Here is a 26632-nt window from a genome sequence, read left to right as displayed (position 1 = left end):
ATGCCCGAGCCGTCGCCCACAGAGCCGTCGCCCACAGAGCCGTCGCTCACAGAGCCGTCCACCACGGAGCCGCCGCCCACCGATCCGCCCTCGCGGGTCACTGTGGCGCCATCCGCGAGATGCGAGCGGGATCGGCCATGGATCATCCGGACCTACGCGGGACATTCCAGCCCGGCCGAGAGCAACGCTCTGTACCGCCGCAACCTGGCCAAGGGACAGACGGGTCTGTCTGTGGCCTTCGACCTGCCGACGCAGACCGGGTACGACCCCGACGACGTCCTCGCGCGCGGCGAGGTCGGCAAGGTCGGCGTGCCCGTCGCACATCTGGGTGACATGCGGGCGCTGTTCGACCAGATTCCGCTGGGTCGGATGAACACGTCCATGACGATCAACGCCACCGCGATGTGGCTGCTCGCGCTCTACCAGGTGGTGGCCGAGGAGCAGGGCGCGCAGCCCGCGGAGCTGACCGGCACGACGCAGAACGACATCATCAAGGAGTACCTGTCGCGCGGGACGTACGTCTTCCCGCCCGGCCCGTCGCTGCGGCTGATCACGGACGTCGTGGCCTACACGGTGACCGAGGTCCCGCGCTGGAACCCGATCAACATCTGCAGCTACCACCTGCAGGAGGCCGGCGCGACGCCGGTGCAGGAGCTGGCGTACTCGCTGTGCACCGTGATCGCGGTGCTGGACGCGGTCGTCGCCTCCGGCCAGGTGCCGCCGGAGCGGATGGGCGAGGTGTGCGCCCGGATGTCGTTCTTCGTGAACGCGGGTGTCCGCTTCGTCGAGGAGCTGTGCAAGATGCGCGCGTTCGTCGCGCTGTGGGACGACCTGCTGCGCACCCGCTACGGCGTGACGGACCCGAAGCACCGGCGGTTCCGCTACGGCGTGCAGGTCAACTCCCTCGGGCTGACGGAGGCGCAGCCGGAGAACAACGTGATCCGGATCGTGCTGGAGGCGCTCGGCGTCACCCTGTCGAAGGACGCCCGCTGCCGGGCCCTGCAGCTGCCGGCGTGGAACGAGGCGCTGGGCCTGCCGCGCCCCTGGGACCAGCAGTGGTCGCTGCGCATCCAGCAGATCCTCGCCCACGAGACGGACCTGCTGGAGTACCCGGACCTGTTCGAGGGCTCGGTGGTCGTCAGGGCACGGGTGGACGAGCTCGTCGCCGCGGCGACGGAGGAGATCGACCGGGTGCAGGCGATGGGCGGGGCCATCGCGGCGGTCGAGAGCGGCTACATGAAGTCGCGGCTGGTGGCCTCGCAGGCGACCCGGCGGGCCCGGATCGAGTCCGGCGAGGACGTCGTGGTCGGGGTGAACCGCTTCACCGAGACCGAGCCGAACCCGCTGCTCGCCGACATGGACGCGGCGGTCCAGACGGTCGACCCGGCGGGGGAGCAGGCGGCCCGGGAGCAGGTCGCGGCCTGGCGCGCGGGCCGGGACGCGGTGCGGGTCGACGAGGCGCTGCTGGGCCTGCGGGAGGCCGCGAAGTCCGACGTCAACCTGATGCCGGCGACGCTGACCTGCGCCCGCGCCGGGGTGACGACCGGGGAGTGGGCCGGCGTCCTGCGGGAGGTGTTCGGCGAGTACCGCGCCCCCACCGGTGTCTCCGGGGTGTCCACCGCCTCGGGCGGTGACGACCTGGCCGAGGTGCGCGGCCTGGTCAGCCGCACCGGCGAGAGGCTTGGACGTCGCCTGCGGCTGCTGGTCGGCAAGCCCGGCCTGGACGGACATTCGAACGGCGCCGAGCAGATCGCGGTGCGGGCGCGCGACGTGGGCTTCGAGGTGGTCTACCAGGGCATCCGTCTCACGCCGGCGCAGATCGTCACCGCGGCGGTCGAGGAGGACGTCCACGTGGTCGGGCTGTCGGTGCTGTCCGGGTCGCACATGAACCTGGTCCCCGAGGTGCTCGACGGGCTGCGGGACGCCGGGCTCGCCGACGTGCCGGTGGTGGTCGGCGGCATCATTCCGCCCGCCGACGCGCAGGCGCTGACGGCGCTGGGCGTCGCCGCGGTCTTCACTCCGAAGGACTACGGCCTCACCGAGATCATGCGCGGCATCGTGAACATCGTGCGGACGGCGAACGGGCTCGCCGGTGCCTGACCGCCGGTCGGTGGACCAGGCCCGCGGCCCGTCACCGGCGGGCACGGCACCTGGTCCCGCCACGGCGGACGGGCCGCCTGGTCCCTCGCCCGCGGACGCGGTCGCGCTCGCGACCCGGGCGGGCGACACCTCAGTCCCGATCCGCCTCGGCGCGCACGCTTTCCTTCACCGCGGGCGCCGTGGGCCGGTCGGACGCGGCGCCCGCGGCCGACGGGTTCGCGGCGGTCCTGGTGCGGCGGATGACAGCCACGATGATGAGCAGGAGCCCGACAGCCGCGAGGGCGAGAGGCGCGACGACACCGATGAGGATCAGAAGTCTCCCGCCCGAGGCCGCCTTGTCCGCGAGCTCCGTGACCGAGGCGGACGTCAGCTTCACCTTCACCGACATCACCGGCAGCAACTGGATGGCCCTGCCGGCGTCGGCGACGCTGGCGATGATCCGCTGATCCTGGGTGGTGTCCACGACCAGCCCGGTCTGCTGGTCGACCACCGCCACCACTGTCGTCCGCGCGGTGTAGCTGATCGGTACGTTCGCGGGCAGTGACGGCAGCGCGGCGGTGAGCCTGCCGGCGGTCTCCGTGGCCAGCAGCGGCGAGAGCGAGGACAACAGACCCTTGGGCAGCGCCGCGGGCAGCGACTTCACCACCGTGGGATCCTTCAACGCGGCATCGGCGACATAGGTGAAACGGTAGGTGGAACGGCCGTCTGTGGAGCCTGCGCCAAGGTATTTCCCGGGCCAGCCCCGCTGCGTGGCGGTGTCGTACAACTGGTACTGCGCTGAGGGGCTCGGCCCGATCGGCCAGGCGACCGGGAGCGAACCGCTCGTCGGCTCGACGACGGTCCCGTCCGGGGACGCGACGCCGGCCAGGCTCGTGCGGTCCAGCGCATAGGTGTGCCGATTCGTCTGCGGGGGGCCACCCGCCCGAACCGTGACATCGTCGCCGACAATCGCATGGTCCCCGTGTACCGATTTCACGTAGGTACGCCGATCGATACTGACGGGGACGTCCTTCGCGAGCGCGTGCTCCATGTCCCCGGCCGCGAGCGCGTTCGCGTCGAGGAACGTTCCGGTTCCGGTGTACTGGACAGACACATCGGTGCTCTTCGGTAACTTCTGCCCGGCGGGTAACACCACGAACCTGGTGAGCACGGCGACCACCAGGAGGACAAGGCCGACCAGACCGACCACGATCGAAGAACGGCGGACACGCAAGAGGACTCCCTCAGTTCGTGATTGTGGGAACGACTGGGTGACATGCACGCGGAATGAGATCGAGCGCGCCCCCTCCACCCCAGGAAGGCAGCGAAGCCGTCATCTTCGAAAGCTGGACGGGGAGGAAACCCCAGAGCCAGCGCCACCCATGATGACCCTGTGGAACGTGGTCCACATCACCCGAAGGGGTGGGATTTCTGCCCCGCTAGGTGGCCGGTCACCGCGAGCTCGAGAGACCGGCCCCGACCGCGATGGTAGGTGGCCCCGGCCTCGGAGCGGGTTGCCACACCGAGCTTGCGCAGAACGCTCTTGACATGCGTTTTGACGGTGGCCTCGGTGACGAAAAGCCGCTCGCCGATCTGGGCGTTGGTCAATCCTTCCGCGACCAGGCGCAGGACCTGCTCCTCCCTGCGGGTCAACTCGGCGCGCCAGGCATCGGCGTCCGGCGGCTCCGACAGACACGGATACGGGCGCGAGACGCTCACGGCCTCACGCCCGTCCTGGTCGTGCGGCGACCTGGAGTATCCGTCCGCCAGCGATGCGGGACGCGTCGCCCCACAGGGGTCACTCACAAAGTGGTCCTGCTCGCGGCCGAGTCGCCCCATCAGATCATGCAGCATCGCGGTGTGGCCTTCTACAGTCTCGCGGACGGTTTCCAGATCCCGCAGCGTCCGGACCCGCTCCAAAGCGAGTCCGAGTCCTGAGGACAGCAGAGCGAGCAGGTCGCGATCGAACCCGTCCATCGCGCCCGTCTCGGTGTTGCGGTCCACATGCAGCAATCCCACGACCTGTTCGTGGAAAACCAGCGGCGCGGCGACGTAGGACCGCGAGTGCGTGACCGCGAGCAACTGAGCGTGCACACGCGGGTTGCCCTGGACATCGTGGACCAGAATTGTCGAACAAGTCCGCACGACTTCTTCCTCAAGCAGGCCGTGAACACGCCGGAAGGCCGGGCTGCCACCGGCGGTGACAATGGCGGCCGCCTCACCCGGGTCCGTGCGGGTGAAGGCGGCGCAGGGAACCCACCGGCCATCCCGGATCCAGGAGAACAGGACTCGGTCGTAGCCAAGCTCGGCGGTGAGGTTCGGAATGAGGTCGGTGAGCTCGGCGACCGTCGTCGCCGTACGGAGCCGATGCAGCGACCGAGCGAGAAGAGCATGGATCGCGCGGCCGCGAAGGGCCATCCAGCTGATGAGCTCCAGCCGCGCCGAGGCGAGCTCGTTCTCGGCGATCTCGGCCGCCTCGGTCAGTCCCGGCCGCGAGCCGGTGGAGGCCCGCACCGCGGCGGACGCCTCGGTCAGCGCCTGCAGGACCTGCTCGGGGTCAGACACGCCAAAGCGAGGTAAAGGGACATTAATGCGAAAAACGGACGTCGCTGAGCGGAGTGCGCTCTCCGCGGCGACAAATGTCTGTTCGTACCCGATGCGCCGCACTTTGACATCCCTCCGATCATGCCCCCACCTGGAGTTTCGGAACGATAAAATGGTATGACCTTAACGTCAAGGTGGCGACGGGCGGCCAGGGCGGCAGCTTCTGCTCGCGACATCCGACACCTCACCGTCACCGGCGAACCCTCACCCGCCGGCGGTCACTTATGGCAACGGCGGCAACGCGGAGCGTGCTCCTTCCCGCCAGCCACGCCACCCGACCCCTTCCCTGGCCGTCGCGGGCACCCCTCGCGCCAGACGGGACAGGCTGGCGCACCCCGCCGGAGGAAGACGATTGCACATTTGGCCAGACCATTATAACTTGCGACCACACGGCCCGGCCAGCACCAATCCGTCCTCCGGCGCCAGCGCCAGTACCCCATCCACCGCGCCCGATCGCGACCTTCCAGGATGACTCGATGACTCCCATGGGCATTCCCACCGTCAGCGACCGCTATGATCAACTTGAGGTAGAACGCTTCTACGCCTCGGGCTACTGGGGAAAGGAGACCTTAGGGGACGTGCTCGCTCGGCAGGCGGGCGCATTAGGGGGCAAGACCTTCATCACCGACGGCAAGGTCTCGATGACCTACCGCGAAGCCCACGAGATCTCGCTTCGCCTCGCTGTCGGTCTGCGGGCACGCGGGGTGCGGGCCGGCGACCGGGTGGCGGTTCAGATGCCCAGCTGGGCCGAATTCGCCGTCATCGTCGCGGCGATCGCCCGACTGGGCGCCGTAGCGGTGCCCATCATGCCGATCTACCGCCGCGACGAGGTCGGTCATGTACTCGATGACGCGGACGTGAAGGTGGTGTTCACAGCCTCCACCTTCAAGGGATTCGACCATCTGGGAATGTTCCGGAATCTCGCGGCCGAGCGACCCGCGCTGCATTCGATCGTGGTGCTTCGCGACGACACCGCCGCACTCGCGTCGGAAGATCACCGCCCAGGTTCAGGTGCCGACGTGCTTCCGCTGAGCGCGGTCAGCGCCGACATCGAGCCGTCGCTCGCGGAGGCCCGGCTGGGCTCACCGGTGGGCCCGGACGACCCGTTCGTCATCGTCTACACATCCGGAACCACCGCCCGCCCCAAGGGCTGCCTGCACACGTTCAACACCTATGCGTCGGGTGCCCGCGCGCTCGGCGAGGCGTTCGGCTACACCGAGCGGGACGTACAGTTCGGCCCGTCGCCGATCACCCACACGACCGGCCTCGTCACCAGTGTGCTGCTCCCCCTCCTGCACGGCGGAGCCACACACGTCATGCCCGAATGGGAACCGGTACGGGGCCTGGCCGAGATCGCCAGGTACCGGTGCTCGGTGACGGTCGCCGCCACGACCTTCCTCCAGATGGCGCTTGACGCCTACGATCCGGACCGCCACGACGCCTCGTGCCTGCGCGTCTGGGTGTCCGCGGGCGCCCCGATCCCCCGCTCGATCGTCGAGCGCGCCCGGACGCTGTTCCCGGACACACGAGTCCTGAGCCTGTACGGACGCAGCGAGAACCTCACGACCACCACCTGCACGGTGGACGACGACCCGGAGCGGGCACTGACCTCCGACGGGTCGGCACTGCCGTTCAGTGAGGTCAGGATCGTCGACCTGGTTGGCGAACCAGTCCCGGCGGGTACCGAGGGCGACATCGCCTACAAGGGCCCGTCACACATGCTCGGCTACCTCGGCCGACCCGATGACACCGCCGCGCTGTTCACTCCCGACGGGTTCTCCCGCTCGGGCGACCTCGGAGTCATGGACGCCGACGGGTTCGTGCGCGTCACCGGCCGGACCAAGGACATCGTCATCCGCGGTGGGATGAACATCAGCGTCCGGGAGATCGAGGATCTCCTCGCCGCGCACCCGGCAATCCACTCCGTCGCGGTGGTCGCGATGCCCGACGAACGACTCGGTGAGCGCGCGTGCTGCTACATCGTCCCCGCTGACCCCGGGAGCCCGCCCACCCTGGCATCGCTGAAGGAGTACCTCCAGGAGCGGGGAATCGCGCTCCAGAAGACACCGGAGCATCTGGAGATACTCGAAGCGATGCCGATGACGGCGACCGGGAAGATCCAGAAGCATGTGCTCCGGAAGGACATCGCCGAGAAGGCAGGCCGCCTGGCCGGCGTTCCAGCCGGACGCTGACGGCCGTTCTCCCGTCAGGCCTGACCCCGGACGGACCGTGACGGGCCCGATTTCCGGCGTTCTTCGTTCCCAGCGAGCCGGGGCGAAGCGACCGATGTCGCGCGGTTTCGGTCGCGGCCTTGCCGGTTGGTCACGGGGCTTCGACCGCCTGGCCGCGGAGCAGATCCCGGACTTCGGCGGCCTGCTCGATCGCCGCGTGCACCGTGTCGGCGACGGGTATCAGGGTCAGCGTCCGCGCACCCGCCTGAACGTAGGGAGTGAGGAACCCGGCGACGTCCCGCGGCGTGCCGGCCGCGCTGATGTGCGCGAACTTCTCGGCGGGCAGGTTGTAGAGGTGTGACATCCGCTCCCCCAGCGCCGCCCTCGCGGTCGCGGCGTCACGGCCGAAACCGACCCAGACGTTGAGCCCCGCGAAGGTGGGCGCGGGCCGGCCGGCCGCGGAACACGCAGCCAGGATTTGCTGGTGGGTGGCGGCATATCTGCGGGCCGAGCACCACATCCCGAGCCAGCCGTCGCCGTCCGCGGCCGTCCGCCGCACCGCCACCTCCCCCGCGCCTCCGATGAGGATCGGAACCCTGGGCTCAAGGGCAGGAAGGATCCGCGCGTTCTCAAGCTGGAAGAACCGCCCCCGATGGTCGACAGCCTCACCTGTCGCCAGCCGGCGCAGCAGCCCGAGGGTCTCGTCCATGCGGCGACCGCGGGTCGCCGGGTCGACGCCCATGTTGCTGACCTCGGCGCGGTCCTCCCCGGCGACTCCGACTCCCAGGATCAGCCGGCCGGGCGCGACCTGGGTCAGCGTCGCGAGCGAGCGGGCTGTGGCCATCGGATGGCGCAGGCCCGCCAGGTAGACGCCGATCAGCACCTTGAGGGTGTCATGCGACGCGAGCGCGGTCGTCGCGGCGACGATCCCGTCGAAGCCCGTGCCGCCATGGAAACTGATGTGGTCACCGACTGTGAGATGGTCGAGGCCGGCGTCGGCCAGGTGGTCGAGGATGGCCCGGCGCGCCGCCGGAGCGGCCGCGAGGAGCTCGTCGTTGACGGCGACGCCAAGAGTGAGGTCGGAGTTCACCGCCGCATCGTCTCGCAGACCGGGCACACTTTCGACCAATGGAATGACCAAATACTGGTGGTTGGTCCAGCGGGGACGCCCGGACGCGACCCACGCGCTGTGGAAACCGACAGTCGCCGCGATCCGCCCCGGTGCCGGCCGACCATAGAGTCGGACCATGATGTCTCCGACGACGCAGGCACCCACCTGGGATCAGGTCACGCAGCTCCCGGCGCTGGTCGAGGCGAAGGTCGAGCCGGAGTTCATCGACTTCAACGGGCACATGAACATCCGCCACTACCTTGACGCCGGCGCCCAGAGCGCCGATCGGCTCTGCCATGCCGTCGGGATCGACCAGGCCTACCGGCTCGACCGGAGAATGACCCTGTTCACCGCTGAGCACCACCTGCGTTACCTGTCGGAGCTGCAGACCGGCGACGCCTTCTCCGGGCACACGCGGGTGCTGGATCTCTCGGACAAGGTGGTCCACCTCATGTCGTTTCTGGTCGATCAGTCCCGCGAGCGACTGGCCTGCACGGTGGAGATCGTGCTCGTGCACGTGGGCCTGGAGGAGCGGAGGCCTCGGCCCTTCCCCGCGAACGTCAGCGCCGGCTGGGACCGGCTGCTCAGTGAGTCCAGGGCACTGCGCTGGACGGCGCCGGTGTGCGGGTCGATGGGCGTGCGGCGCTGAGCATCAGGCGGTGTCCTTCTTCACCCGGACCGGCTGCTCCGGGTCGGCGTCCGCCTGGCACTCGACGAACGGCGGGAGCGCCGGACAGCCTTCCAGCCGCAGCACCAGCAACGCGGTCTGGGCGCTGAGCTGATCGTTCGCGTTCGCGGCCACGTCGAGCCCGGTGAGGTCGTGCACCTTCGCCATCCGCAGTCGGACGGTGTTCTCGTGGATCCCCAGGCGGGCGGCGGACTCACGCACCGATCGGCCGGTGGCGAAGAAGCACTGAAGAGTCCGCAGCAGGTCGGCCAGGCCAGGGGCGTCGCCCAGCAGCGCGCCCAGCACGTCGTGCACATACCGTCGCACGGACCCGATGTCACTGTTCGCGACGAACAGGCGCGCGGGGCCGAGGTCATCGACGGCGATCACCGTGTTGGGTGGACGCCCGAAGCGGTCAATACACAGCACGACCTCACGGGTCTCGCGGTACGCCCGCTGGAGGCCGTCGGGCCTGGACACGGCGGACACTCCGACAATGGCCTCTGGCTCGCCCAACCGGGCCATGGCGTGCCACATCACGCGCTTCACCTGGTGCACGAACGCGACGCTCGCGGCGCCTTCGGGAACCTCGACGAGCAGGATGGTGCCCTCACGGCCCCGGGCCGCCAGTATCTCCACGCCGAGCTCCCGGGCGACCAGATCGGAGAGGACCTCGTCGTCACGGAGCTCGTCCGAAGGATGGTCGCCGATGTAGACGAGCACGCGGCCGGCGTCGGCGCGTACTCCGAGATAGTCCGCTGAGGCGAGCAGGTCGGCGTCGGTCTGGGACCCGCGCACCAGTTGGCGGGCGAACGCGGCGCGCGCGTTCCAGGACGCGCGCGCCACCCGGCGCTGCACCGCGTACTCCGTCGCGAGATGGAACGCGGTCCGCTGGGTCAGGTTCGCTTCGTCGGCACCGAGTCGTGCCGCCACCTCCGCCATGACCAGCCAGGCGAACAGTCGCCGGTCGCGGGCGACCGGGACCAGAAGGTGCCGCCGGGCGAGGCCGCGGGCGGGCTGGGCGGGGATCAGTACCGGCTTCGCCGAGGCGACGTCGACCGGTCCGCACGGTCCGAGGAGCAGGTCCAGGTCAGGCGGCCGCAAGTCGGAGCCGCGCGCGACGACGGACCTGGACACCAGTCGACGTCTCGGGTCGATCAGCCAGAGCGGATTCGCGGTGAGTTCCGCGGCGGAGCCGATCAGGCCCGAGATTCCGCCTCCCCTGGCGACCACGGCGGACAGCCGCAGTTCGACCGAGTGCCGACGGGCGAGTTCCTCGTAGCGACGCCGTAGCTCGTCGGCAGGCACGGGCGCCGACGTCCCGTCCAGGGCGCTCACAGCCGCCGCTCGCACGCAGCAGCGAACGCATGTGCGTCCCGTGGTGACGGACGCGCTCACGCCACAAGCCTTCGCCTGATCTCGGCGCGCAGGACGTGCTTCCGCACCTTGCCCGTGGCGGTCATCGGCAACGCCGAAACGATCTCGAGCCGCTCGGGCACCTTCTGGACGGCCACGCGCTGTGCGCGCAGGTAGTCGGTGACGTCGTCGAGAGCGAGCGAGTCGGCACCCGGGGCCAGCACGACGAACGCGCAGGCCTTCTCCCCGAGCCGCTCGTCGGGCATGCCGACGACGGCCACGCTCGCGATGGCCGGGTGGGTAAGCAGGTGATCCTCGATCTCCCGGGCGCTGATGTTCATCCCGCCACGGATGATGATGTCCTTGATTCTGCCGGTGACCCGGACGAAGCCGTCGGCGTCCATACGCCCCAGGTCTCCGCTGCGGGAGAAGCCGTCAGGTGTGAACAGGGCGGCCGTCTGCTCCTCGTCACGGAAATACTCGATCATGTGACTGGGGCCCCTGTAGGCGAGGTCACCCTCCTCGCCGCGAGGAAGCTCCAGACCGTCGGGCCCCACGACCCTGACCCGGGCCCCGGCAAGCGCGGAGCCGTCCGAGAGGACGGCACGCTCCGGCGGGTCCTCGATCGTGCACATCGTCGTGAGGAAGTTCTCGGAGCGTCCGTAGAGGCTCAGCGTGCGGCAGCACGGCAGCACCTGTCTGGCCTGTTCCACGACGGCCCCCGGTATCGGTGACCCGGCACAGACCCAGGCGCGCATGCTGGCGGGGTCGTGCTTGGCGGGGTCGTAGGCCGCCATCAGCATCTGCAGGAACGGCGTGGCCGTGACGGCCACAGTGCAGCCGTGGCGTTCGATCCGCGCCAGCCCCTCCTGCGGGTCCCACGCCTCCATGAGGTGCGAGCTCGCTCCGGCCAGCAGGGGGAGCACCACACTGGTGACCAGCCCGGTGCTATGTGTGATGGGCGATGGGCCGAACTGGACGTCCTCGGCGGTGTAGCGCAGGCTCGCACCGATCGCCGCCGCACTGGCCCGCAGGGTGTTGAAGGTGTGGAAGCAGCCCTTCGGGCGCGCGGTGGTACCCGAGGTGTAGACGATCAGGAACCCGTCATCCGGTGAGCTGTCCGGGCCGAGCGCCTCATCGAGATCGGACGGGTCACCCTCGGCGAAGAGGGACTCCAGCGCTGTCGCCCCGGCGAGGTCACCACCCTCCCCGCGGGCGACTATGATCCGCTTGAGGTGGTCCCGTCCGGCCTGCAGGGACTGGAACATCGCCCGGTGGTCGAAGCCCCGGAAGGTGTCGGCGGTGACCGCGGCGACCGCACCGCTGTGGTCGAGGACATAGCCGACCTCGTCGTCGCGGTAGATCGGCATGATCGGCACGGTGATCGCGCCGATCCGGGACAGCGCCGCGGCCACCAGCGGGAACTCCGTCCAGTTGGGTAACTGGACGGCCACCCGGTCACCTCGTCCGATGCCGATGGCGGCAAGCCCCGCGGCCAGCCGCACAGTCCGCTCGTGGAACTCGCCGTAGGTGAGGCTGGTTGTCCCGTCAAAGACGAAGGTGCGGCTGTGACCGGAGCGGGCCTTGTCCGTGGCCACGCTGAAGAAGCTCGATGCCTGCCAGTGCCCGGACGCGTAGAAGGCGGCTATCTGCTCGTCGGTATAGCGGCTGTGGACGGTCGGGAGAGTATCGGACACTGAGACCTCCTCGTGGCACGGATCACAGCCGAAAATAGAATGGTTAGACCATTTTCGCAAGACGCACTCTCCACACAACGTCCGCCATGTTCGTCGCCATCGCTGGTCAGAGGGGCTGGAGGCCAGGAGCTACAGACAGCATCGCTGCGACCACAGGTCCCACCCGGGCATCGACCGTCAGCCGTCAGCCGTGTCACCAGACGATGGCGCCGCGCCGGTAGGCCTCCCTGGCGATGATCTTCTTCTGGATCTCGGCGGTGCCGTCGGCGATCAGGTAGGCGAACACGTCCCGATAGCGCTGCTGCAGCGGGAACTCGACGGCGTACCCGAGGTTGCCGTGCACCCGGATGGCCGCCTCGATGGCGTTCTTCGCCACCACCGGTGGCCACCACTTGCTCATCGAGGCCTGCGCCGTGTGCGGCTGCCCACTCGCGCGCAGCCACAGCGCCCGGTAGCACATCCATCGGGCCGCCTCGACGTAGGTGGCCTGCTCGGCAAGCAGGAACGAGATGCCCTGGAAGTCGGCGATCGGCCGGCCGAAGGCGCGGCGCTGCTGCGAGTGGGCGAGCGCCTCGTCGAGACTGGCCCTGGCGGCACCGAGGCAGAGCAGGCCGAGCGCCGCACGACTGAAGTCGAAATGGCTCATCACGGCGCGGAAACCCGCGCCATGCTCGCCGATACGGTACGTCGACGGGACGAAGACGTCGTCGAAGTGCAGCGTGCCCCACCCGAGCGGAAGGCAGCCCATGCCAGCGAGGTGATGGCGTGTAAGACCCTCGGCGTCCATCGGCACCAGGTAGGCGCTCACCCCGCGCGCACCGGTCGTACCGGGCTCGCGCGCGTACACCACAACACTGCTGGCGTTCATCGCCCAGGTGATGGCGGTCTTCTCCCCGCTCAGCCGCCAGCCATCCCCCACCGGGTTCGCCACCGTGCGCATCGCGGAGGCGTCGGAGCCGGAGCCCGGCTCGGTCAGCGCGATCGCCACGGTCTCCCGCCCCTCGATCAGCGGCGGCAGGTATCGCTCCCTGACCTCCTCCCCCGCGAGGGCGAGCTGCGATCCGGTCAGACCCACCTGGACAGGCGCCGCGGCGACGTTCACGTCCCCGTACGCAAGGGTCTCGGCGGCGAGGCCGAGCATGATCGGATCCTCCTCCTCGGTACCGCCGTACTCCTTGGGCAGACCGATACCCAGTAGCCCGAGCTCGCCGAGCTGACCGAGGGCCTCGAACGGGAACTCGGCGGACGCGGCGCGTTCGCGGTAGGCCGGCGCGAGAGCGGAGCGCGCGTAGTCCTCAAGAGTCGCCCGAAAGGCTTCCTGCTCTTCACTGAACGCGAACGACAGCATAGGCATAACGATCGTCCGAACACGCCCATTCTGTCAATGGACAGACCAAAAAAACGGACATATCGCACCAACGGAACCTCGGAGTGGCGGAGACCAACTTCTCCGGGCCGCTGCTGGTCACCCGGGCCTTCGCGTCGATCACCCAGCCCAACGGCGGAGGTCACATCCTCAACGCCCGCTCCGCCCTGTCCTGGCCGGCCGACCGCACGCCCTACAGCGCCTCCAAGCCGACATGAGACTCTCACACGATGTTGTCGGGGGGGCACGCACCGTCTCCCCGCGCCTGTCCACGACGACGTCCTCGCTGTCTCGTTGACGGGGCCCGGGCAGCGCGCAGATGGCGTGAGGCGGGACAGAGACCACGTGGCGAGCATCACCTACCAGAAGTGGCCGGCGGAGCTCGCCGGGTGGGCCGATCAGAGAATATGCGGGTCGTATCCGTTCCCATGCACACCGGAGCAGGAGGCCGCGGAGTGTCCACCGTCGAGGAGCGCGTAAAAGGCGTCGTCGTGGAGCAGCTGAAAGTCACGCCGGAGAAGGTGACGAGCAACGCGTCGTTCGTCGACGACCTGGGAGCGGACTCCCTGGACCTTGTCGAGCTGGGCATGGCCCTGGAAGAGGAGTTCGCCATCGGCATCTCCGACGAGGACGCCGAGGAGATCAACACCGTGCAGGATGCCATCGACTGGATCAACGCACGCCGGCCGTATTAGACACGCTGTCGGCCTGTCGACGCGCTCCGCGTGCCGTGGGGCGACGGCTACTCGGCCCTGCAGGCGGAGATCCTGCTGCCGCCCGCGGACCGCGAGGGAGACTGTGCCGGCGCCGGCACACGGTCTGACCGCGGCTTGCGGCCCGAATCCGCGAGAGGCGACGCGGCCAGGCCACAAACATCGGGGCCCCGCTCGTGTGGACGATGCGGGGCCCCGACCTGCCTCAACCAGGCGTGCACCGCGGGAGAATCGAACTCCCGCACCTCCCCCAGGCGTCGTCCCGGGGAGGTGGACCACGACGTCTTCGCCTACGGTCTCCTCGACCAGACGGGCCACCGGGCGGGCGTCGTCCACCGCGTACTACCTCCTTTGCCGCAGCCGGCGGGCAACATCTCGGTGGCGGCGTCTTTCGGTGGGTTCTCGGTCCGGCTTTCCGCTCTGGTGGTAGCCAGGTACGCGGCGAGCGCGACGAGCATGATCAGCGCGCAGACCGCGCTGATCGCGCGGAGCTCCACATGGACCGATGTCCTGGAACCCTCCACCATGGTCCCCAGGACAGCGACCCCGAGGGCGATAGCGAAGTTGCGCGTGGAGTTGAGCATGCCACCGGCCACACCGGATATCTTCACGTCCACCGACCCGAGCAGGCGGGCGCCCAGCGGAGGAATCGCGAGGCCGACTCCGAATCCCAGGAACGCGGCGTTCGCGACGACCCAACCGACGTTGTCGGGCCGAACGCAGATGAACATCGAGCCCACGAGATTCGACGCGATTCCGGCGGCGATCGTCACGCGGGTACCGATCGCGCGCCGGATCCGCTCCACGAGGGTGGTCGACACGGCGCAGGCAAGCATCATCGGCAGGAACATGACACCCACCTCGAGCGGCGTGAATCCGTGATCGGCCCCGTAGTACAGGCCGAGGCAGTAGACCAGTCCGAAGTTGACAAAGACGATGAAGCCTCCGATGATCACGGCTGCCTGGAATTCCTTGTTCTTGAGCAAGGAGGCCGGGAGCACCGGGTCGACGAACCGCCGCTCGTGCCGGAAGAACGCGTACAGGCCAGCTCCGGACACCGCCAGGAGGACGGCGAGAAGTGACCATTCGAAGGTGCCGGACGGGTGCCGCAGAAAGATGAAGCTGCCGACGAACAAGCCCGACGACACCGCGTAGAGAGCCTGCCCGTAGGCGTCCCACTTCCGTTGCTTCGCTGGAGCTTCGCTCGCTTTGTCTCGCACGTCCGGCAGCATCAACCACGTGATCAGCGCAACGACCACGACGTTGATCACGAACACGCTGCGCCAGGTCAGGAACTGGACGAGGGCACCGCTCAGGATCGGCCCGGCGGACACGGCCACCGACTGGGAGAAGGTCCACAGCGCGATAGCGCGCCCCAGTTGCTGCGGCGGAACGCTGGAACGCAGCACCGCGAGGCCCGCCGGTGCGCACATCGCGGCTCCGACGCCCTGCACCGCGCGGCCGAGCACCAGCAGCCAGAAGTTCGGCGCGACCGCGTCGATCAGCGAGCCGGCGCCGAAGACGAGGATGCCGTACATGAATACCCGCGCGTGACCGAACCTGTCCGACCAGGCACCGCCGGACAACATCAACGTCGCGAAGGTCAGCGAATACGTGACGACGACCCAGCCGAGTGACCCGGTCGACACGGCGAAGGCGTCCTGAATCCGGGGCAGGGCGACGTTGACGATGGTGACATCGAGCGCGAGCACGAAGCTCAAGATGCAGATCGACGCGAGCGTTCTGTACCCGGACACGTTCATCCAGCCTCCTTTCGGTTTCACATGTTGACCCTTCAGCGTGGTGTGCCCCTCAGGGCGGGTGACCGGGGCGCAGGGTGGCATCGGCTAAGGCCCCGCGAGTTCGGCGAATCCGGCCTCGATGGCGTCGAGCGCGGCGCGCACGTGGCCAACCGCCAGCGGGTCCGGGGCGTCCAGGGCGGCCTGCTGCTCGGCCCGCGTCGCGCCGTAGAGAATGCTGGTCGCCGTGCGGAATCGCAGCGCGCGGGCGGCGTCGCCGAAATGGACACCGGCCAGCACCGCGATCCCGCAGTTGTCCAGCAGGTGCCGCTGCAGCGACTCCCCGCCGACGACGGACTTGCCGGCCAGCGTCTCGCGCAGCGGCTCGAAGTCCGGGTAGACGTAGAAGCCGCCGGTGGGCGGCCGGCACTCGGCGCCGCCGCGGATCACGACATCGTACACCGCCCGCGCCACATGGATCGTGAGTAGCGAGGCGCCGCTGGTTACGCGGATTCGAGCGCGTCCGCGGCGGCGAGACGCCCGCAACGTTGTTTCCCCCACTCACCCAGCGGGCGGAGGGCCTCGTTGAGTGATGTGCCGTGCTCGGTGAGGGAGTACTCGACCCGGGGTGGGACCTCCCGATACACCTCACGGTGGACCAGGCCGTCCTCCTCCATCTCGCGCAGGTGCTGGATGAGCATCTTCTCGCTGACACCGGGAAGGCCGCGCCGCAGCTCTCCGAACCGCCGGGTGCCGTGGTTGTTCAGCTCCCAAAGGATCAGCGACTTCCACTTGCCTGACACCACGTCCATACCGGCGTCTATGCCGCAGACGTAGGGACCTCGCCTCACGCTCGTCGCCATCAGACCCTCCACCTCGCCCCAGCTGGGCACTTACTTCCTGGTGAGTATTGAACAAAATAGTAGGTACTTGCCGGAGAGGAAGGTTCGGACGGAGTGTCCTGACGGCACGCCAGCCAGACCACCGAGCGAGAGCAAGGGACAATTCATGACGAGCCGTACCACCTTCCTGGGCTTGGGCGCGATGGGCAGCGCGCTCGCCGCCGCGACTCTCGACGCCGGCCGACCATCCGTGGTGTGGAACCGCACTCCGAGCAGAGCACGGACTCTCGGCGAGCGTGGCGCCACCGTTGCCGAGACCGTCGAGGAGGCGATCAGCGGGGACGGAGTGATCGTCGTGTGCCTGTTCGACCATCAGTCGGTGCGCGCTGTGGTCGATCCGGTCGCCGCCAACCTGGCCGGACGCACCATGATCAATCTGACGACGACGACACCGAACCAGGCTCGCGGGCTCGCGACCTGGGCGGCGAAGCACGGCGTCACCTACCTTGACGGCGCGATCATGGCCGTCCCCGCGACGATCGGCCGCCCGGGTACGGCGATCTTCTACAGCGGCCCCGAGGCCGCCTTCGACAAGAACCGGGAACTGCTCGATCTGTGGGGGCAGAGCGACTACCTCGGGATCGACCCCGGTATCGCCTCGCTCTGCGACATGGCGATGCTCGTCGGGATGTACACGATGTTCACCGGCTTCCTCCACGGCGCGGCGATGGTCGGTGCCGAAGGCGTGTCGGCAGTCGAGTTCGCTCGACGGCAGGCGCCTTTCCTCGCCGCCATGACCGGCCAGCTGGTCGGGCTCGCCGCCACCGTAGACGCCAAGGACTACGCCGGGGTGGGTCAGCAGAGCCTTGAGTTCACTGAGGTCGCGCTGGACTCGCTGGTGACGGCCAGCCTCGACCAGGGCGTCAGTGTCGAGGTGCTGCGGCCCGTACTTGACATCGTGCGCCGGCAGATCGCCGCCGGGTACGGCAGGCAGGGCACCGCCCGCATCGTCGAAGAGCTCAGGAAGTCCCGATGAGCGGCGAGGGCGGTGAGGCTCCCGTGACGGTCATCGGCCTTGGCCCGATGGGTCGAGCGATGGCCGCGTCCCTCCTGCGGTCCGACCATCCAGTGACGGTGTGGAACCGCACCGCGGGGCGCGCCGACGACCTCATCGCCAGGGGCGCCACGCTGGCGCCCACACCGACAGCCGCGGTTGCCGCCAGCGAGCTGACCATCCTCAGCCTCACCGACTACCAGGCGATGTACGACATCCTCGGCCCGGTAGCCGAGAGTTCGCGACCCTCCGGTGCTCTTGCCGGCAAGGTCCTGGTCAATCTCAGTTCGGATACGCCCGACGCCTCCCGGGATGCGACGGAGTGGGCGGCCAGACACGGAGCGAGCTTCGTGACCGGAGGCGTGATGGTGCCCGCTCCCGCCGTGGGAGGGTCAGGGGCATATGTGTTCTACAGCGGACCCCGCACGGTGTTCGACGTCCACGAACCGATGCTCAGACTGATCGGCGAGCCCAGGTACCTCGGGGAGGACCCAGGCTTGGCCCAACTCTTCTACCAGGCCCACCTCGACGTCTTCCTCACCGCCCTGTCAGGTCTGCTCCACGCCACCGCGCTCGTCACCGCCGCGGGTATCCCGGCCGCCGACTTCCTACCCGGCGCGCTGAACACCCTCACCGACATCCCGACGATGATCGGAGACGGACGGGACCTGGCCAGACGTCTGGAGGCCGGCGAACACCCCGGGGCCCTCAGCACGGCGCGGATGATGGGCGCCACAGCGAACCACATCGTGTGGACGAGCGAGAAGGCCGGCATCGACACACGGCTACCCAAAGCCGTCAAGGCGCACTACGACCAGGCCGTCACCGCGGGCTGCGGCACCGAGAACTGGACCGTTCTCTACGAGATACTCAAAGGTGGCGGCTGAGAAACGATCAGAACCGCAGTCCTACCACCGAGCCACGCAAGCTGCATACCTGGCGCAGGCCTCGCGACCGCCGTGGACCAGGGTCGCCGCCGCAGCCGTCGCCGAGGCCGCCCGTGTCCCGGGCGGCCTCGGGGCCGTGCCGCTGTGCTGGTCAGGCGACCTGGTCGGCGGGGCCGGACTTGACGGCCTCGACGAGCTGGCCGAGCTGCGTTTCGCTCAGCTGGCCGCTGGAGGCCAGGTCCGCCTCGCTGATCATTCCGACGAGACGGTGGTTCTCGATCACCGGTACTCGCTTCACCCGGTGCTGGCTCATGCTGTGCAGCACCTGGTCGACGTGGGCGTCGGCGTCGACGTAGAACGGAGTGCCCTGGGCGAGCGCGCTTGCCGGGGTGGTCGCCGGGTCGCCCCCGGCGGCCAGACAGCGGATGACGATGTCGCGGTCGGTGATGATGCCCTGCAACCGGTCGTCCTCGCCGCAGATCGGCAGCGCGCCGACGCCGAGGTCCTTCATCATCCGGGCGGCGTCGAGCAGGGTTTCGCTCGATCCGATGCAGGTGGCGTCCCGGTGCATGATGTCGCGTGCGGTGGTCATGACGCTCCTCCTGTGGACGATCCAGCCGTTCGCCAGACAGCCGGGGACCGGGGCCGCGGCCGGTGGCGGCTGGTGCGGTGGTCGTCGGCGCGCGGACGGGATCGCCAGGAGGTGCCGTCCACGTACCGGCAGGCCGCCTCAGGTCGTACCCACCAATGGGCGCACAAGCCGCGCGATCTCCGCGCGGGCATCCAGCCACGGTCGCGTGTGCTGGCCGGCGGACCTGGTTGTCGGTCTGACGGGGAGGACGGCGGCATGGGCAGGGTCAGCGCAGGCCATGGGGCTGACCCCGAACACAGTGCGGTAGGAGGCGTTCTGGAGGGACGAATCGTCAGCGCACGCCCGCCGCGTCGAGCAGGATGATCACCATGGGCGCGAGGAGTCCCGTCAGTCGGTCCGCGCCGATGCCCGCGCGGGCGCTGCCACCGTCGAAGACCAGACTGAGCTGTCGGGCCAGCAGACCGGGATCGCTCGCCCCGCCCTGCTCCGCCTCGGCACGGAAGAAGGCGGTCAGGTTCTCCTTGGCCCCATGGGCGACCCGGCTCGCGGGGTGGCTCTGGTCCTTGAGCTCGATCTGCGCGGCCAGGAAGGGGCAGCCGTAGAACTCGGGCGCACCCGACTGCGCTTCCACCTGCTCGAAGACATGCAGAATCCGCTCCCGGGGGGAACGACCGTCGTCCGCCGCGGGCAGGAGTGCCGCCGCGTAGGCGGAGGTGCGCCGCTCCAGACTCGCCGCGAGCAGTTCGTCCTTGCTGTCGAACAGCTGGTACATGGAGCGCTTCGAGACTCTCGCCGCCTTGCACAGCGCCTCGACGCCGACGCCGACGCCGTCCCGGTAGGTGAGCGTGGCCGCCGCCTCCAGCAGCCGCTCCCTGGGGCTTGGTTTCGCCCTGGTGGTCATACCGCGAGGCTAACCGAACGGGGAGTGGATGAAAACCGACCGGTTTCCGGGTGGCGTCCGCGCGGAGGACCCGAGCGCGACAGGGGCGCTGGGCTTCCGAGCGCGCGCCGAGGACGTGCTCCGCCGGAAGCCTCGAACCCACATGATCGCTATGGGTCTCGAGGAAGGTCTCAACCGACTTGCACGAGAAAACCGATCGGTTTACGGTGGCGGAAACCTATCGGTTTCCCGCTTCCTGGAGGTAGTCATGACAGCGATCAAGGGCGCCAGCGTCTTCGTCACCGGAGGCAGCCGGGGTATCGGCAAGGCGCTGGTCGAGGAGCTCTACGCGCGCGGTGCCGGCACGGTCTACGCCACGGCCCGTGACCCGCGCTCGGTGACGCACCCCGAGGCCGTTGCGCTGGAGCTCGAGGTCACCGACCCGGCATCCGTGGCAGCCGCCGCCGCGCAGGCCCAGGACGTCACCATCCTGATCAACAACGCCGGCGCCTCCGTCGGCGCTTCGTACCTCAACTCCCCGATGGAGGACGTGCGCCGGGACCTGGAGACCAACTTCTACGGGCCGCTGCTGATCACCCGGGTCTTCGCGCCGATCATCGAGCGCAACGGCGGAGGTCACATCCTCAACGTCCACTCCGTCCTGTCCTGGCTGGCCAACGGCACGCCCTACAGCGCCTCCAAGGCCGCGCTGTGGTCGCAGACCAACTCTCTGCGCCTGGAGCTGCGGCCGCGCGGCATCGCGGTGACCGGGCTTCACGTGGCCTACGTTGACACCGATATGACGTCGAGTATCGACGCGCCCAAGTCCGACCCCCGCGACGTCGCCGTGGCCGCGCTCGACGGCATCGAGGCGGGGGCGCACGAGGTGCTGGCCGACGACACCACCCGATGGGTCAAGTCGCAGCTGTCCGCCGACCTGGAAGCCATGTACGCCCAGCTGAGGAATTAGCACGCACTCACATGTTTCCGGCGGCCGTGGACCAGCGGATCGCGGGATGACGAGTGCGCTGTCACCGCCCCGTCCAGCGAGGTTCCCGTTTGTCCCGGAACGCGGAGACTCCCTCGCGGAGGTCCTCGGTACCGAACGCCAGGGCCAGCTGTGCCCGCAGATAGTCCAGGGCGGCGTCGAGCGGAAGGTCGCGGGTGGCGTCCAGGGCCTGCTTTCCCATCCGCATCAGCAGCGGCGAACGGGATGCGACGAGGCCGGCCCATCGGCCGACCTCCTCGTCGAAGTCGGCGGCGGGCACCACCGCGTTCACGATGTGCAGCTCGGCGGCCTGCACCGCGGAGATCATCCGGCCGGTCATCATCAGTTCGTTCGCCACCGCCCGCGGTACGCTGCGGTAGAGGAGGGCCGAGATCATGAAGGGAAACACGCCCACCTTGATCTCCGGGCAGCCGAACCGTGTGTCCTCGCGAGCGACCACCAGATCACAGGCAAGCGCCAGTCCGAACGCGCCCGCGAGCACATCGCCGCTCGCCGCGCAGATGGTCGGCTTGCCCAGCCCGCCGAGCAGCCGGAACAGCCGGGGGAAGCGGTCGATGCCCGCGTACTTCTCGATCAGGGGCGTGTCGCTCGCGAACGACTTCAGGTCGCCGCCGCTGGAGAAGACCCGATCATCCGCCGACGCGAGCACGACGACCCGGACGGCGGGGTCGGCCCGGGCGTGCTCCAGGCGGGCCAGCAGGTCGTCGAGTAGCGGGTCGCGCAGCGCGTTGCGGGTCGCCGGGTCGTCGAGAGTCACCGTCGCGACGCCACTCGGGCTCACCTCGTAGCGCACCAGCGCGCCCTCTCGAGCGGTGGTCACCGGGTCGCCGCTCACCGGGTCACCCCGGGCGTCGATGCCGGGGCGCGTTGCGTCGGTTCCGGGTCGGGTTCGAGGACGGCGAGCACCCGGCCGCCGTCCACGACGCTCCCGACAGTCGCCGCCAGTTCCCGCACGACCCCCGGGCCGGGGGCGGTCACGGTGTGCTCCATCTTCATCGCCTCCAGGACGAGCACGGCATCGCCGGCCGACACGCGCTCGCCGACCTCGACCGCTACCCGCACGACGGTGCCCGGCATCGGCGCCACCAACGAGCCGGGCTCGACGACCGCGCCGGGCTCGACGAACCGAGGCAGGATCCGCGCGACCGTCGTGCCGCCGCGGCCATGGACGTGGGCGACCGGGCCGTCCCGGGCCACCAGCAGCACACAACGGACACCGGCTACCGTGAGGTCGACGGTCGTGGACCCATCCGCCCTCGCCGCCACCCGATGCAGCGCGACCCGGGCCCGCCGGCCGTCCACCCACACGTCGAAGCCGTCGGCCGCCCTGTGCGCGGCGCTGTCGGCCTCTGGGGGTCGGTGGTGGACGTGGCGATAGCCGATCTCGAGCGTCGTGCCGGCCACCTCGACCGTGACCAGTTGTGGGCTGCTCCCGACGTTGCGCCAGCCGGAGGGAAGCGTCGGCAGCAGCGCGCGGCGGGCACGCCTCGTCTCGGCCTCGGCCAGGACCACCGCCGCCAGGTGCGCCACCGTGCGGTCCTCGTCCGCGGGCGGCGCGCCGAGCTTGGCCGGGTCATGCCGGTCCAGGTAGCCGGTGTCGATCTCGCCGGCCAGGAACTGCTCCTCGCGCAGAATCGCGACCAGCAGGTCCCGGTTGGTCGCCAGGCCGTCGACGTGGCTGCGGGCCAGGGCGGCGGCGAGGCGGCGCACGGCGAGCTCGCGGGTGGGGCCATGGGCGATCACCTTCGCGAGCATCGGATCGTAATACACCTGGACGGGCGTCCCGGCCCGCACGCCGGTGTCGACCCGGACTCCCGGCAGATCAGGCACGTCGAATCGGACGAGCGTGCCGGCCGACGGCAGGAAGCCGGCAGCTGGATCCTCGGCGTAGAGCCGGGCCTCGACGGCGTGCCCGCCGATGTGCGCGGCGCGTAGCTCCGCCGGCAGCGGCGCCCCCTCAGCGACCTGGATCTGGGCGCGGACCAGGTCCAACCCCGTGATCATCTCCGTGACCGGATGCTCGACCTGCAGGCGCGTGTTCATCTCCAGGAAGTAGAAGTCGCCGGCCTGGTCCAGGACGAACTCGACGGTTCCGGCGCCGACGTAGTCGACGGCCCGTGCCGCCGTCACGGCCGCGGCACCCAGCCTCGCCCGCAGGCCGTCATCGACCGCCGGGGACGGCGCCTCCTCGATGATCTTCTGGTAGCGCCGCTGAACCGAGCACTCCCGCTCGAACAGGTGCACCACCTCCCCCTGAGTGTCGGCGAAGATCTGGACCTCGACGTGGCGGGGCCGTTCGACGTAGCGCTCCAGGAACACGGCACCGTCACCGAAGGCGGACTCGGCCTCCCGGCAGGCGCTGGCGACCGTGCCGGCCAGCTCGTCCGGGCCGGTGACGATGCGCATCCCCCGGCCGCCGCCGCCATAGACGGCCTTCACCAGTACGGGGAAGCCCAGCGCTGTGGCCGCGGCGCTCAGCCGGGCGTCGTCGGCGCGCAGCTCGGCGTCCACCAGCAGGCCGGGAAGCACCGGCACCCCGGCCTCGGCCATGATCTTCTTCGCGGTGGTCTTGGATCCCATCGCCTCGACCGCTTCGGGCGGCGGTCCGACAAAGACGATCCCGGCCTGGCGGCACTGCCGGGCGAAGGCGGCGTTCTCGGACAGGAAGCCGTAGCCGGGATGCACGGCGTCGGCGCCGGTCCGTCGCGCGGCGTCGATCACCAGGTCGGCCCGCAGGTAGGTCTCGGCCGGCGTCGCTCCGGGCAGGCGCACCGCCTCGTCGGCCTCGGCCACGAAGGGCGCCTCGGCGTCCGGGTCGGAGTACACCGCGACCGTCGCGACATCCAGCTCACGGGCGGTGCGAAAGACCCGGGAGACGATCTCCCCGCGGTTCGCCACCAGCAGTTTCCTGATCGTGGTCATAGGTCGGCTCACATCCGGAAGACGCCGTAGCCACGGCGTCCCTCGACAGGTGCGCAGTGCGCGGCGGACAGCGCGATCGCGAGCACCGTGCGGGTGTCCCGGGGGTCGAGGACGCCGTCGTCGTAGACGCGGCCGCTCATCGCGAACGCGTGCGACTCCGCGTCGATCTGGCGCTCGATCGCCTCCCGGCGGGCGGCGTCGGCGGCCTCGTCGAACGGGCGCCCGGCGGCCTCGGCCCCGGCCCGCCCGACGATCGACAGCACGCCGGCGAGCTGGGCGGCGCCCATGACCGCGCAGCGCGCGCCGACCCAGGAGAACATGAAACGCGGGTCGTAGGCACGGCCGGACATCCCGTAGTTGCCGGCGCCGAACGAGGCCGCCATGTTGATCGTCACATGCGGCACCGTGCTGTTCGTGACAGCATTGATCATCTTTGCGCCGTCCTTGATGATGCCGCCCTGCTCGAACGCGGTGCCGACCATGTAGCCGGTGGTGTTCTGCAGGAACAGCAGCGGGGTGTCCACCTGGTTCGCCAGCTGGATGAACTCGGCGGCCTTGCGGGCCTCCTCGCTGAACAGCACGCCGTTGACATTGGCCAGCACGCCTACCGGGAAGCCGTGCACGGCCGCCCAACCGGTCAGCAGGCTGGTTCCGTAGTCGGGCTTGTACTCCCCGAACCGGGATCCGTCGACGACGCGGGCCAGCACCTCGCGGGGATCGAACGGGACCCGGAAGTCCGCCGGAGCGATGCCGAGCAGCTCGTCCGGGTCGTAGCGGGGCTGCTCGACCGGCAGGCTCGGCCCGGGTCCCGCCTTGCGCCAGTTCAGCTCGGAGACGATGCGACGGCCGATGCGCAGCGCGTCACGCTCGTCGCGGGCGAAGTGATCGGCCAGCCCCGAGACCCGCGCGTGCATGGCGGCGCCTCCGAGCCGCTCCGCGTCGGCGTCCTCTCCGGTCGCCATCCGCACCAGCGGCGGCCCGCCGAGGAACACCTTGGCCTGGCCGTCCACCAGCACCGCGTAGTCGCACATGCCCGGGACGTAGGCGCCGCCGGCGGTGGCGTTGCCGAACACCAGCGCGATCGTCGGCACGCCCTGGGCGGACAGCTCGGAGAGGTCATGGAAGATCCTGCCGGCCTGCACGAAGAGATCCGCCTGGCTGGGGAGGTCCGCGCCGCCCGACTCGACCAGGTTGATGACCGGCAGCCGGTTGCGCCGAGCGATCTCCAGGGCCCGCAGGGTCTTGCGCAGCGAGAAGGGGTTCATCGTGCCGCCGCGCACCGTCGGGTCATGGGCAATGATCACCACCTCGACGCCAGCCACCTGGCCGACTCCGGTGACCACGCTGCCACCCACGGTGAACTCGCTGCCCCACGCGGCCAGCGAGGACAGTTCGAGAAAGGGCGCGTCCTGGTCGACCAGCAGCTCGATGCGTTCCCGCACCAGCAGCCGGCCGCGAGCATGGTGGCGCTCCCGGTAGCGCGCGCCGCCGCCGCCGAGCGCGATCGCGAGCTGGGCGTCGAGCTGGGCCAGGTTCGCCGTCTGGGCACGACGGTTCGCGCGGTACTGCTCCGCGCGGGTGTCCAGGCGCGAGGTCAGCACCGAGGCCTCCGCTACGCGCGCGTGCCAGCGATGCTGGTCGGTCGGCCCGGCGGCGCCGATGCGCGCCGGGTGCGGGCCGGTCGTCGGGTGGTCCATGTCCGCCGTCCTCATCAGTACGACCGGGGAAGTCCGAGGCTGTGCTGGGCGACGTAGTTGAGGATCATCTCCCGGCTGACCGGCGCGATGCGCAGCAGCCGGGCCAGCCCCCACAGCGGCACCAGGCCGAACTCGGTGGCCATGCCGTTGCCACCGTGGGTCTGGATGGCCTGGTTGACGGCGCCCACCGCCGCCTCGGCGGCGGCGTATTTGGCCATGTTGGACGCCTCGGCGGCCGCGACACCGTGGTCGTGCTGCCAGGCGGCCTTCTGGGTCATCAGCCCGGCGAGCGCGACCTCGATCCGCGCGGCGGCGAGCGGATGCGACACGCCCTGGTGCGCGCCGATGGGCGTGTCCCAGACCCGCCGCGACGAGGCGTACTCCGCCGCCCGCCGCAGCGCGTTGCGACCGATGCCCACGCACAGCGCCGCGCCGGTGATGCGCTCCGGATTGAGCCCGTGGAAGACCTGCCGGAAACCATCGCCCTCCTCGCCGATCAGGGCGTCGGCCGGCACCCGCACACCGTCGAAGAACAGGGTGAACTGTTTCTCCGGCAGCCCGGCCGACACCGGCAGCGGATGCGCGACGAGTCCGCGCGCGTCTGTGGGCACCAGGAACAGCGACAGCCGGGGCCGGTCGGCGGCCGCCCCCGCCGGCCCGCCGGCGCCGCCGGGAGGACTGCCACCGCCGGGAGGACTGCCGCCGTGACGGCTGTCCCCACCGTGGCCGGTGCGGGCCACGACGAGGACCGCCGCGGCCTCGTCGAAACCGGAGATGTAGTACTTCTGTCCATCGACGACCCAGTCGGACCCGTCACGCACCGCGCGGGTCGCGAGCCGGTGGGTGTTCGAACCGGCGTCCGGTTCCGTGATCGCGAAGGCGATCTTGTGGCTGCCGTCGGCGAGCCCGGGCAGCCACCGGCGCCGCTGGTCGTCATCACCGAACCGGGAGATCACCTCGCCCGAGATCGCGGCCGACACAAGCAGCAACAACAGCGGGCATCCGGCTGCCGCCGCCTCCTCACACACCGCCGCGAGCTCGACGATCCCCCCGCCGCCGCCGCCGTGTTCCTCGGGCAGGTTGACGCCGAGGAACCCAGCCGCGGCGAGGGCGCCCCACGCCTCGTCCGTGGGCTGACCAGCCGACGCCCGCCGCGTGTAGTACGCGCCGCCGTAGGGCTTCATGATGGCCGCGACCGCCTCGCGCAGCGCGGCGAGCTCCGTGCTCTCACCGAAATCCATGTCGT

At 69.8% G+C, this 26632-nt stretch carries 23 protein-coding genes; 8 read left to right on the top strand and 15 right to left on the bottom strand.

Translation table 11 applies throughout. The features are described from left to right. Positions 1 to 2100 (top strand): protein meaA, encoded by a 2100-nt coding sequence (locus tag C1A33_RS11480; RefSeq protein ID WP_423748061.1) that lies wholly within the window; start codon positions 1 to 3, stop codon positions 2098 to 2100. Positions 2101 to 2230: 130 nt separating this feature from the next. On the opposite strand, the gene C1A33_RS11475 is transcribed toward C1A33_RS11480, so the two are convergent. Together C1A33_RS11475 and C1A33_RS36520 are read right to left on the bottom strand one after the other, a co-directional pair. After that, the gene (locus C1A33_RS11475) at positions 2231 to 3289 is read right to left on the bottom strand and encodes a porin PorA family protein (RefSeq protein WP_207770264.1); all 1059 of its coding nucleotides are present in this window, start codon (positions 3287 to 3289) and stop codon (positions 2231 to 2233) included. 200 nt (positions 3290 to 3489) lie between these two features. Further along, positions 3490 to 4746 carry a LuxR C-terminal-related transcriptional regulator gene (locus C1A33_RS36520; protein ID WP_133150644.1) on the bottom strand — a complete coding sequence of 419 codons (1257 nt, stop codon included), beginning with the start codon at positions 4744 to 4746 and terminating at the stop codon, positions 3490 to 3492. Between the two features lie 413 nt (positions 4747 to 5159). On the opposite strand from C1A33_RS36520, the gene C1A33_RS11465 reads away from it, so the two are divergent. Continuing rightward, positions 5160 to 6875 carry an AMP-binding protein gene (locus C1A33_RS11465; RefSeq protein ID WP_243407440.1) on the top strand — a complete coding sequence of 572 codons (1716 nt, stop codon included), beginning with the start codon at positions 5160 to 5162 and terminating at the stop codon, positions 6873 to 6875. A gap of 130 nt (positions 6876 to 7005) precedes the next feature. On the opposite strand, the gene C1A33_RS11460 is transcribed toward C1A33_RS11465, so the two are convergent. Continuing rightward, a complete protein-coding gene (locus C1A33_RS11460; protein WP_243407439.1) occupies positions 7006 to 7944 on the bottom strand; it encodes an LLM class flavin-dependent oxidoreductase in 939 nt (312 codons plus the stop codon). Between the two features lie 157 nt (positions 7945 to 8101). Here C1A33_RS11460 and C1A33_RS11455 point away from each other — a divergent pair, with 157 nt between their 5' ends. After that, positions 8102 to 8614 (top strand): thioesterase family protein, encoded by a 513-nt coding sequence (locus C1A33_RS11455; RefSeq protein WP_207770263.1) that lies wholly within the window; start codon positions 8102 to 8104, stop codon positions 8612 to 8614. A 3-nt stretch (positions 8615 to 8617) separates the two neighbouring features. Here the strand turns inward: C1A33_RS11455 and C1A33_RS11450 are convergent, their stop codons facing one another. The 3 genes from C1A33_RS11450 to C1A33_RS11440 all read right to left on the bottom strand — a co-directional run bounded on the left by C1A33_RS11450 (position 8618) and on the right by C1A33_RS11440 (position 13039). After that, the gene (locus tag C1A33_RS11450; RefSeq protein ID WP_133150643.1) at positions 8618 to 9970 is read right to left on the bottom strand and encodes a PucR family transcriptional regulator; all 1353 of its coding nucleotides are present in this window, start codon (positions 9968 to 9970) and stop codon (positions 8618 to 8620) included. A 56-nt stretch (positions 9971 to 10026) separates the two neighbouring features. Further along, positions 10027 to 11685 (bottom strand): AMP-binding protein, encoded by a 1659-nt coding sequence (locus C1A33_RS11445; RefSeq protein ID WP_101831485.1) that lies wholly within the window; start codon positions 11683 to 11685, stop codon positions 10027 to 10029. 193 nt (positions 11686 to 11878) lie between these two features. Beyond that, positions 11879 to 13039, bottom strand: coding sequence for an acyl-CoA dehydrogenase family protein (locus C1A33_RS11440; protein WP_243407438.1), 1161 nt, complete (start codon positions 13037 to 13039; stop codon positions 11879 to 11881). A gap of 77 nt (positions 13040 to 13116) precedes the next feature. Here C1A33_RS11440 and C1A33_RS11435 point away from each other — a divergent pair, with 77 nt between their 5' ends. Both C1A33_RS11435 and acpP read left to right on the top strand, forming a co-directional pair. Further along, complete coding sequence (locus C1A33_RS11435; protein WP_207770262.1) at positions 13117 to 13269, top strand: hypothetical protein; 153 nt, start codon at positions 13117 to 13119, stop codon at positions 13267 to 13269. A gap of 237 nt (positions 13270 to 13506) precedes the next feature. Next, positions 13507 to 13746, top strand: a complete 240-nt coding sequence (gene acpP / locus C1A33_RS11430; protein WP_101831483.1) for an acyl carrier protein — start codon at positions 13507 to 13509, stop codon at positions 13744 to 13746. A 308-nt stretch (positions 13747 to 14054) separates the two neighbouring features. On the opposite strand, the gene C1A33_RS11425 is transcribed toward acpP, so the two are convergent. The 3 genes from C1A33_RS11425 to C1A33_RS11415 form a co-directional block, all read right to left on the bottom strand. After that, positions 14055 to 15527 (bottom strand): MFS transporter, encoded by a 1473-nt coding sequence (locus C1A33_RS11425; RefSeq protein WP_165818336.1) that lies wholly within the window; start codon positions 15525 to 15527, stop codon positions 14055 to 14057. 84 nt (positions 15528 to 15611) lie between these two features. Beyond that, entirely contained in the window at positions 15612 to 15965 is a 354-nt protein-coding gene (locus C1A33_RS11420) for a hypothetical protein (RefSeq protein WP_133150642.1), read from the bottom strand. 41 nt (positions 15966 to 16006) lie between these two features. Continuing rightward, positions 16007 to 16366 (bottom strand): winged helix-turn-helix transcriptional regulator, encoded by a 360-nt coding sequence (locus C1A33_RS11415; RefSeq protein WP_101831547.1) that lies wholly within the window; start codon positions 16364 to 16366, stop codon positions 16007 to 16009. A 145-nt stretch (positions 16367 to 16511) separates the two neighbouring features. Between C1A33_RS11415 and C1A33_RS11410 the strand changes: the two genes are divergently transcribed. Next, positions 16512 to 17381, top strand: coding sequence for an NAD(P)-dependent oxidoreductase (locus C1A33_RS11410; RefSeq protein ID WP_101831480.1), 870 nt, complete (start codon positions 16512 to 16514; stop codon positions 17379 to 17381). After that, positions 17378 to 18286: an NAD(P)-dependent oxidoreductase gene (locus tag C1A33_RS11405; protein WP_101831479.1), complete on the top strand. Its 909-nt coding sequence runs from the start codon at positions 17378 to 17380 to the stop codon at positions 18284 to 18286. The genes C1A33_RS11410 and C1A33_RS11405 overlap by 4 nt, the downstream gene beginning before the upstream one ends. Positions 18287 to 18437: 151 nt before the next feature. Here the strand turns inward: C1A33_RS11405 and C1A33_RS11400 are convergent, their stop codons facing one another. Together C1A33_RS11400 and C1A33_RS11395 are read right to left on the bottom strand one after the other, a co-directional pair. Then, the gene (locus C1A33_RS11400) at positions 18438 to 18878 is read right to left on the bottom strand and encodes a CBS domain-containing protein (protein ID WP_101831478.1); all 441 of its coding nucleotides are present in this window, start codon (positions 18876 to 18878) and stop codon (positions 18438 to 18440) included. Between the two features lie 331 nt (positions 18879 to 19209). After that, positions 19210 to 19779: a TetR/AcrR family transcriptional regulator gene (locus C1A33_RS11395; RefSeq protein ID WP_101831477.1), complete on the bottom strand. Its 570-nt coding sequence runs from the start codon at positions 19777 to 19779 to the stop codon at positions 19210 to 19212. A gap of 28 nt (positions 19780 to 19807) precedes the next feature. Here C1A33_RS11395 and C1A33_RS11390 point away from each other — a divergent pair, with 28 nt between their 5' ends. Beyond that, positions 19808 to 20728, top strand: a complete 921-nt coding sequence (locus tag C1A33_RS11390) for an SDR family oxidoreductase (RefSeq protein ID WP_243407437.1) — start codon at positions 19808 to 19810, stop codon at positions 20726 to 20728. A gap of 61 nt (positions 20729 to 20789) precedes the next feature. Here C1A33_RS11390 and C1A33_RS11385 read toward each other — a convergent pair whose 3' ends face one another. From C1A33_RS11385 to C1A33_RS11370, 4 genes are read right to left on the bottom strand one after another with little or no spacing between them, the layout of a single operon-like run. After that, positions 20790 to 21587: an enoyl-CoA hydratase/isomerase family protein gene (locus C1A33_RS11385; protein ID WP_207770261.1), complete on the bottom strand. Its 798-nt coding sequence runs from the start codon at positions 21585 to 21587 to the stop codon at positions 20790 to 20792. Positions 21588 to 21598: 11 nt separating this feature from the next. After that, positions 21599 to 23689, bottom strand: coding sequence for an ATP-binding protein (locus tag C1A33_RS11380; RefSeq protein WP_101831475.1), 2091 nt, complete (start codon positions 23687 to 23689; stop codon positions 21599 to 21601). 8 nt (positions 23690 to 23697) lie between these two features. Next, positions 23698 to 25386, bottom strand: coding sequence for an acyl-CoA carboxylase subunit beta (locus C1A33_RS11375; protein WP_101831474.1), 1689 nt, complete (start codon positions 25384 to 25386; stop codon positions 23698 to 23700). A gap of 14 nt (positions 25387 to 25400) precedes the next feature. Then, entirely contained in the window at positions 25401 to 26627 is a 1227-nt protein-coding gene (locus tag C1A33_RS11370) for an acyl-CoA dehydrogenase family protein (protein ID WP_101831473.1), read from the bottom strand. Positions 26628 to 26632: the final 5 nt, after the last annotated feature.

This window comes from Frankia canadensis, assembly GCF_900197875.1.
Taxonomy (GTDB): Bacteria; Actinomycetota; Actinomycetes; order Frankiales; family Frankiaceae; genus Frankia; species Frankia canadensis.
Note: the sequence above shows the minus strand (reverse complement) of the source record. Positions and strands in the feature narration are given on the sequence as shown.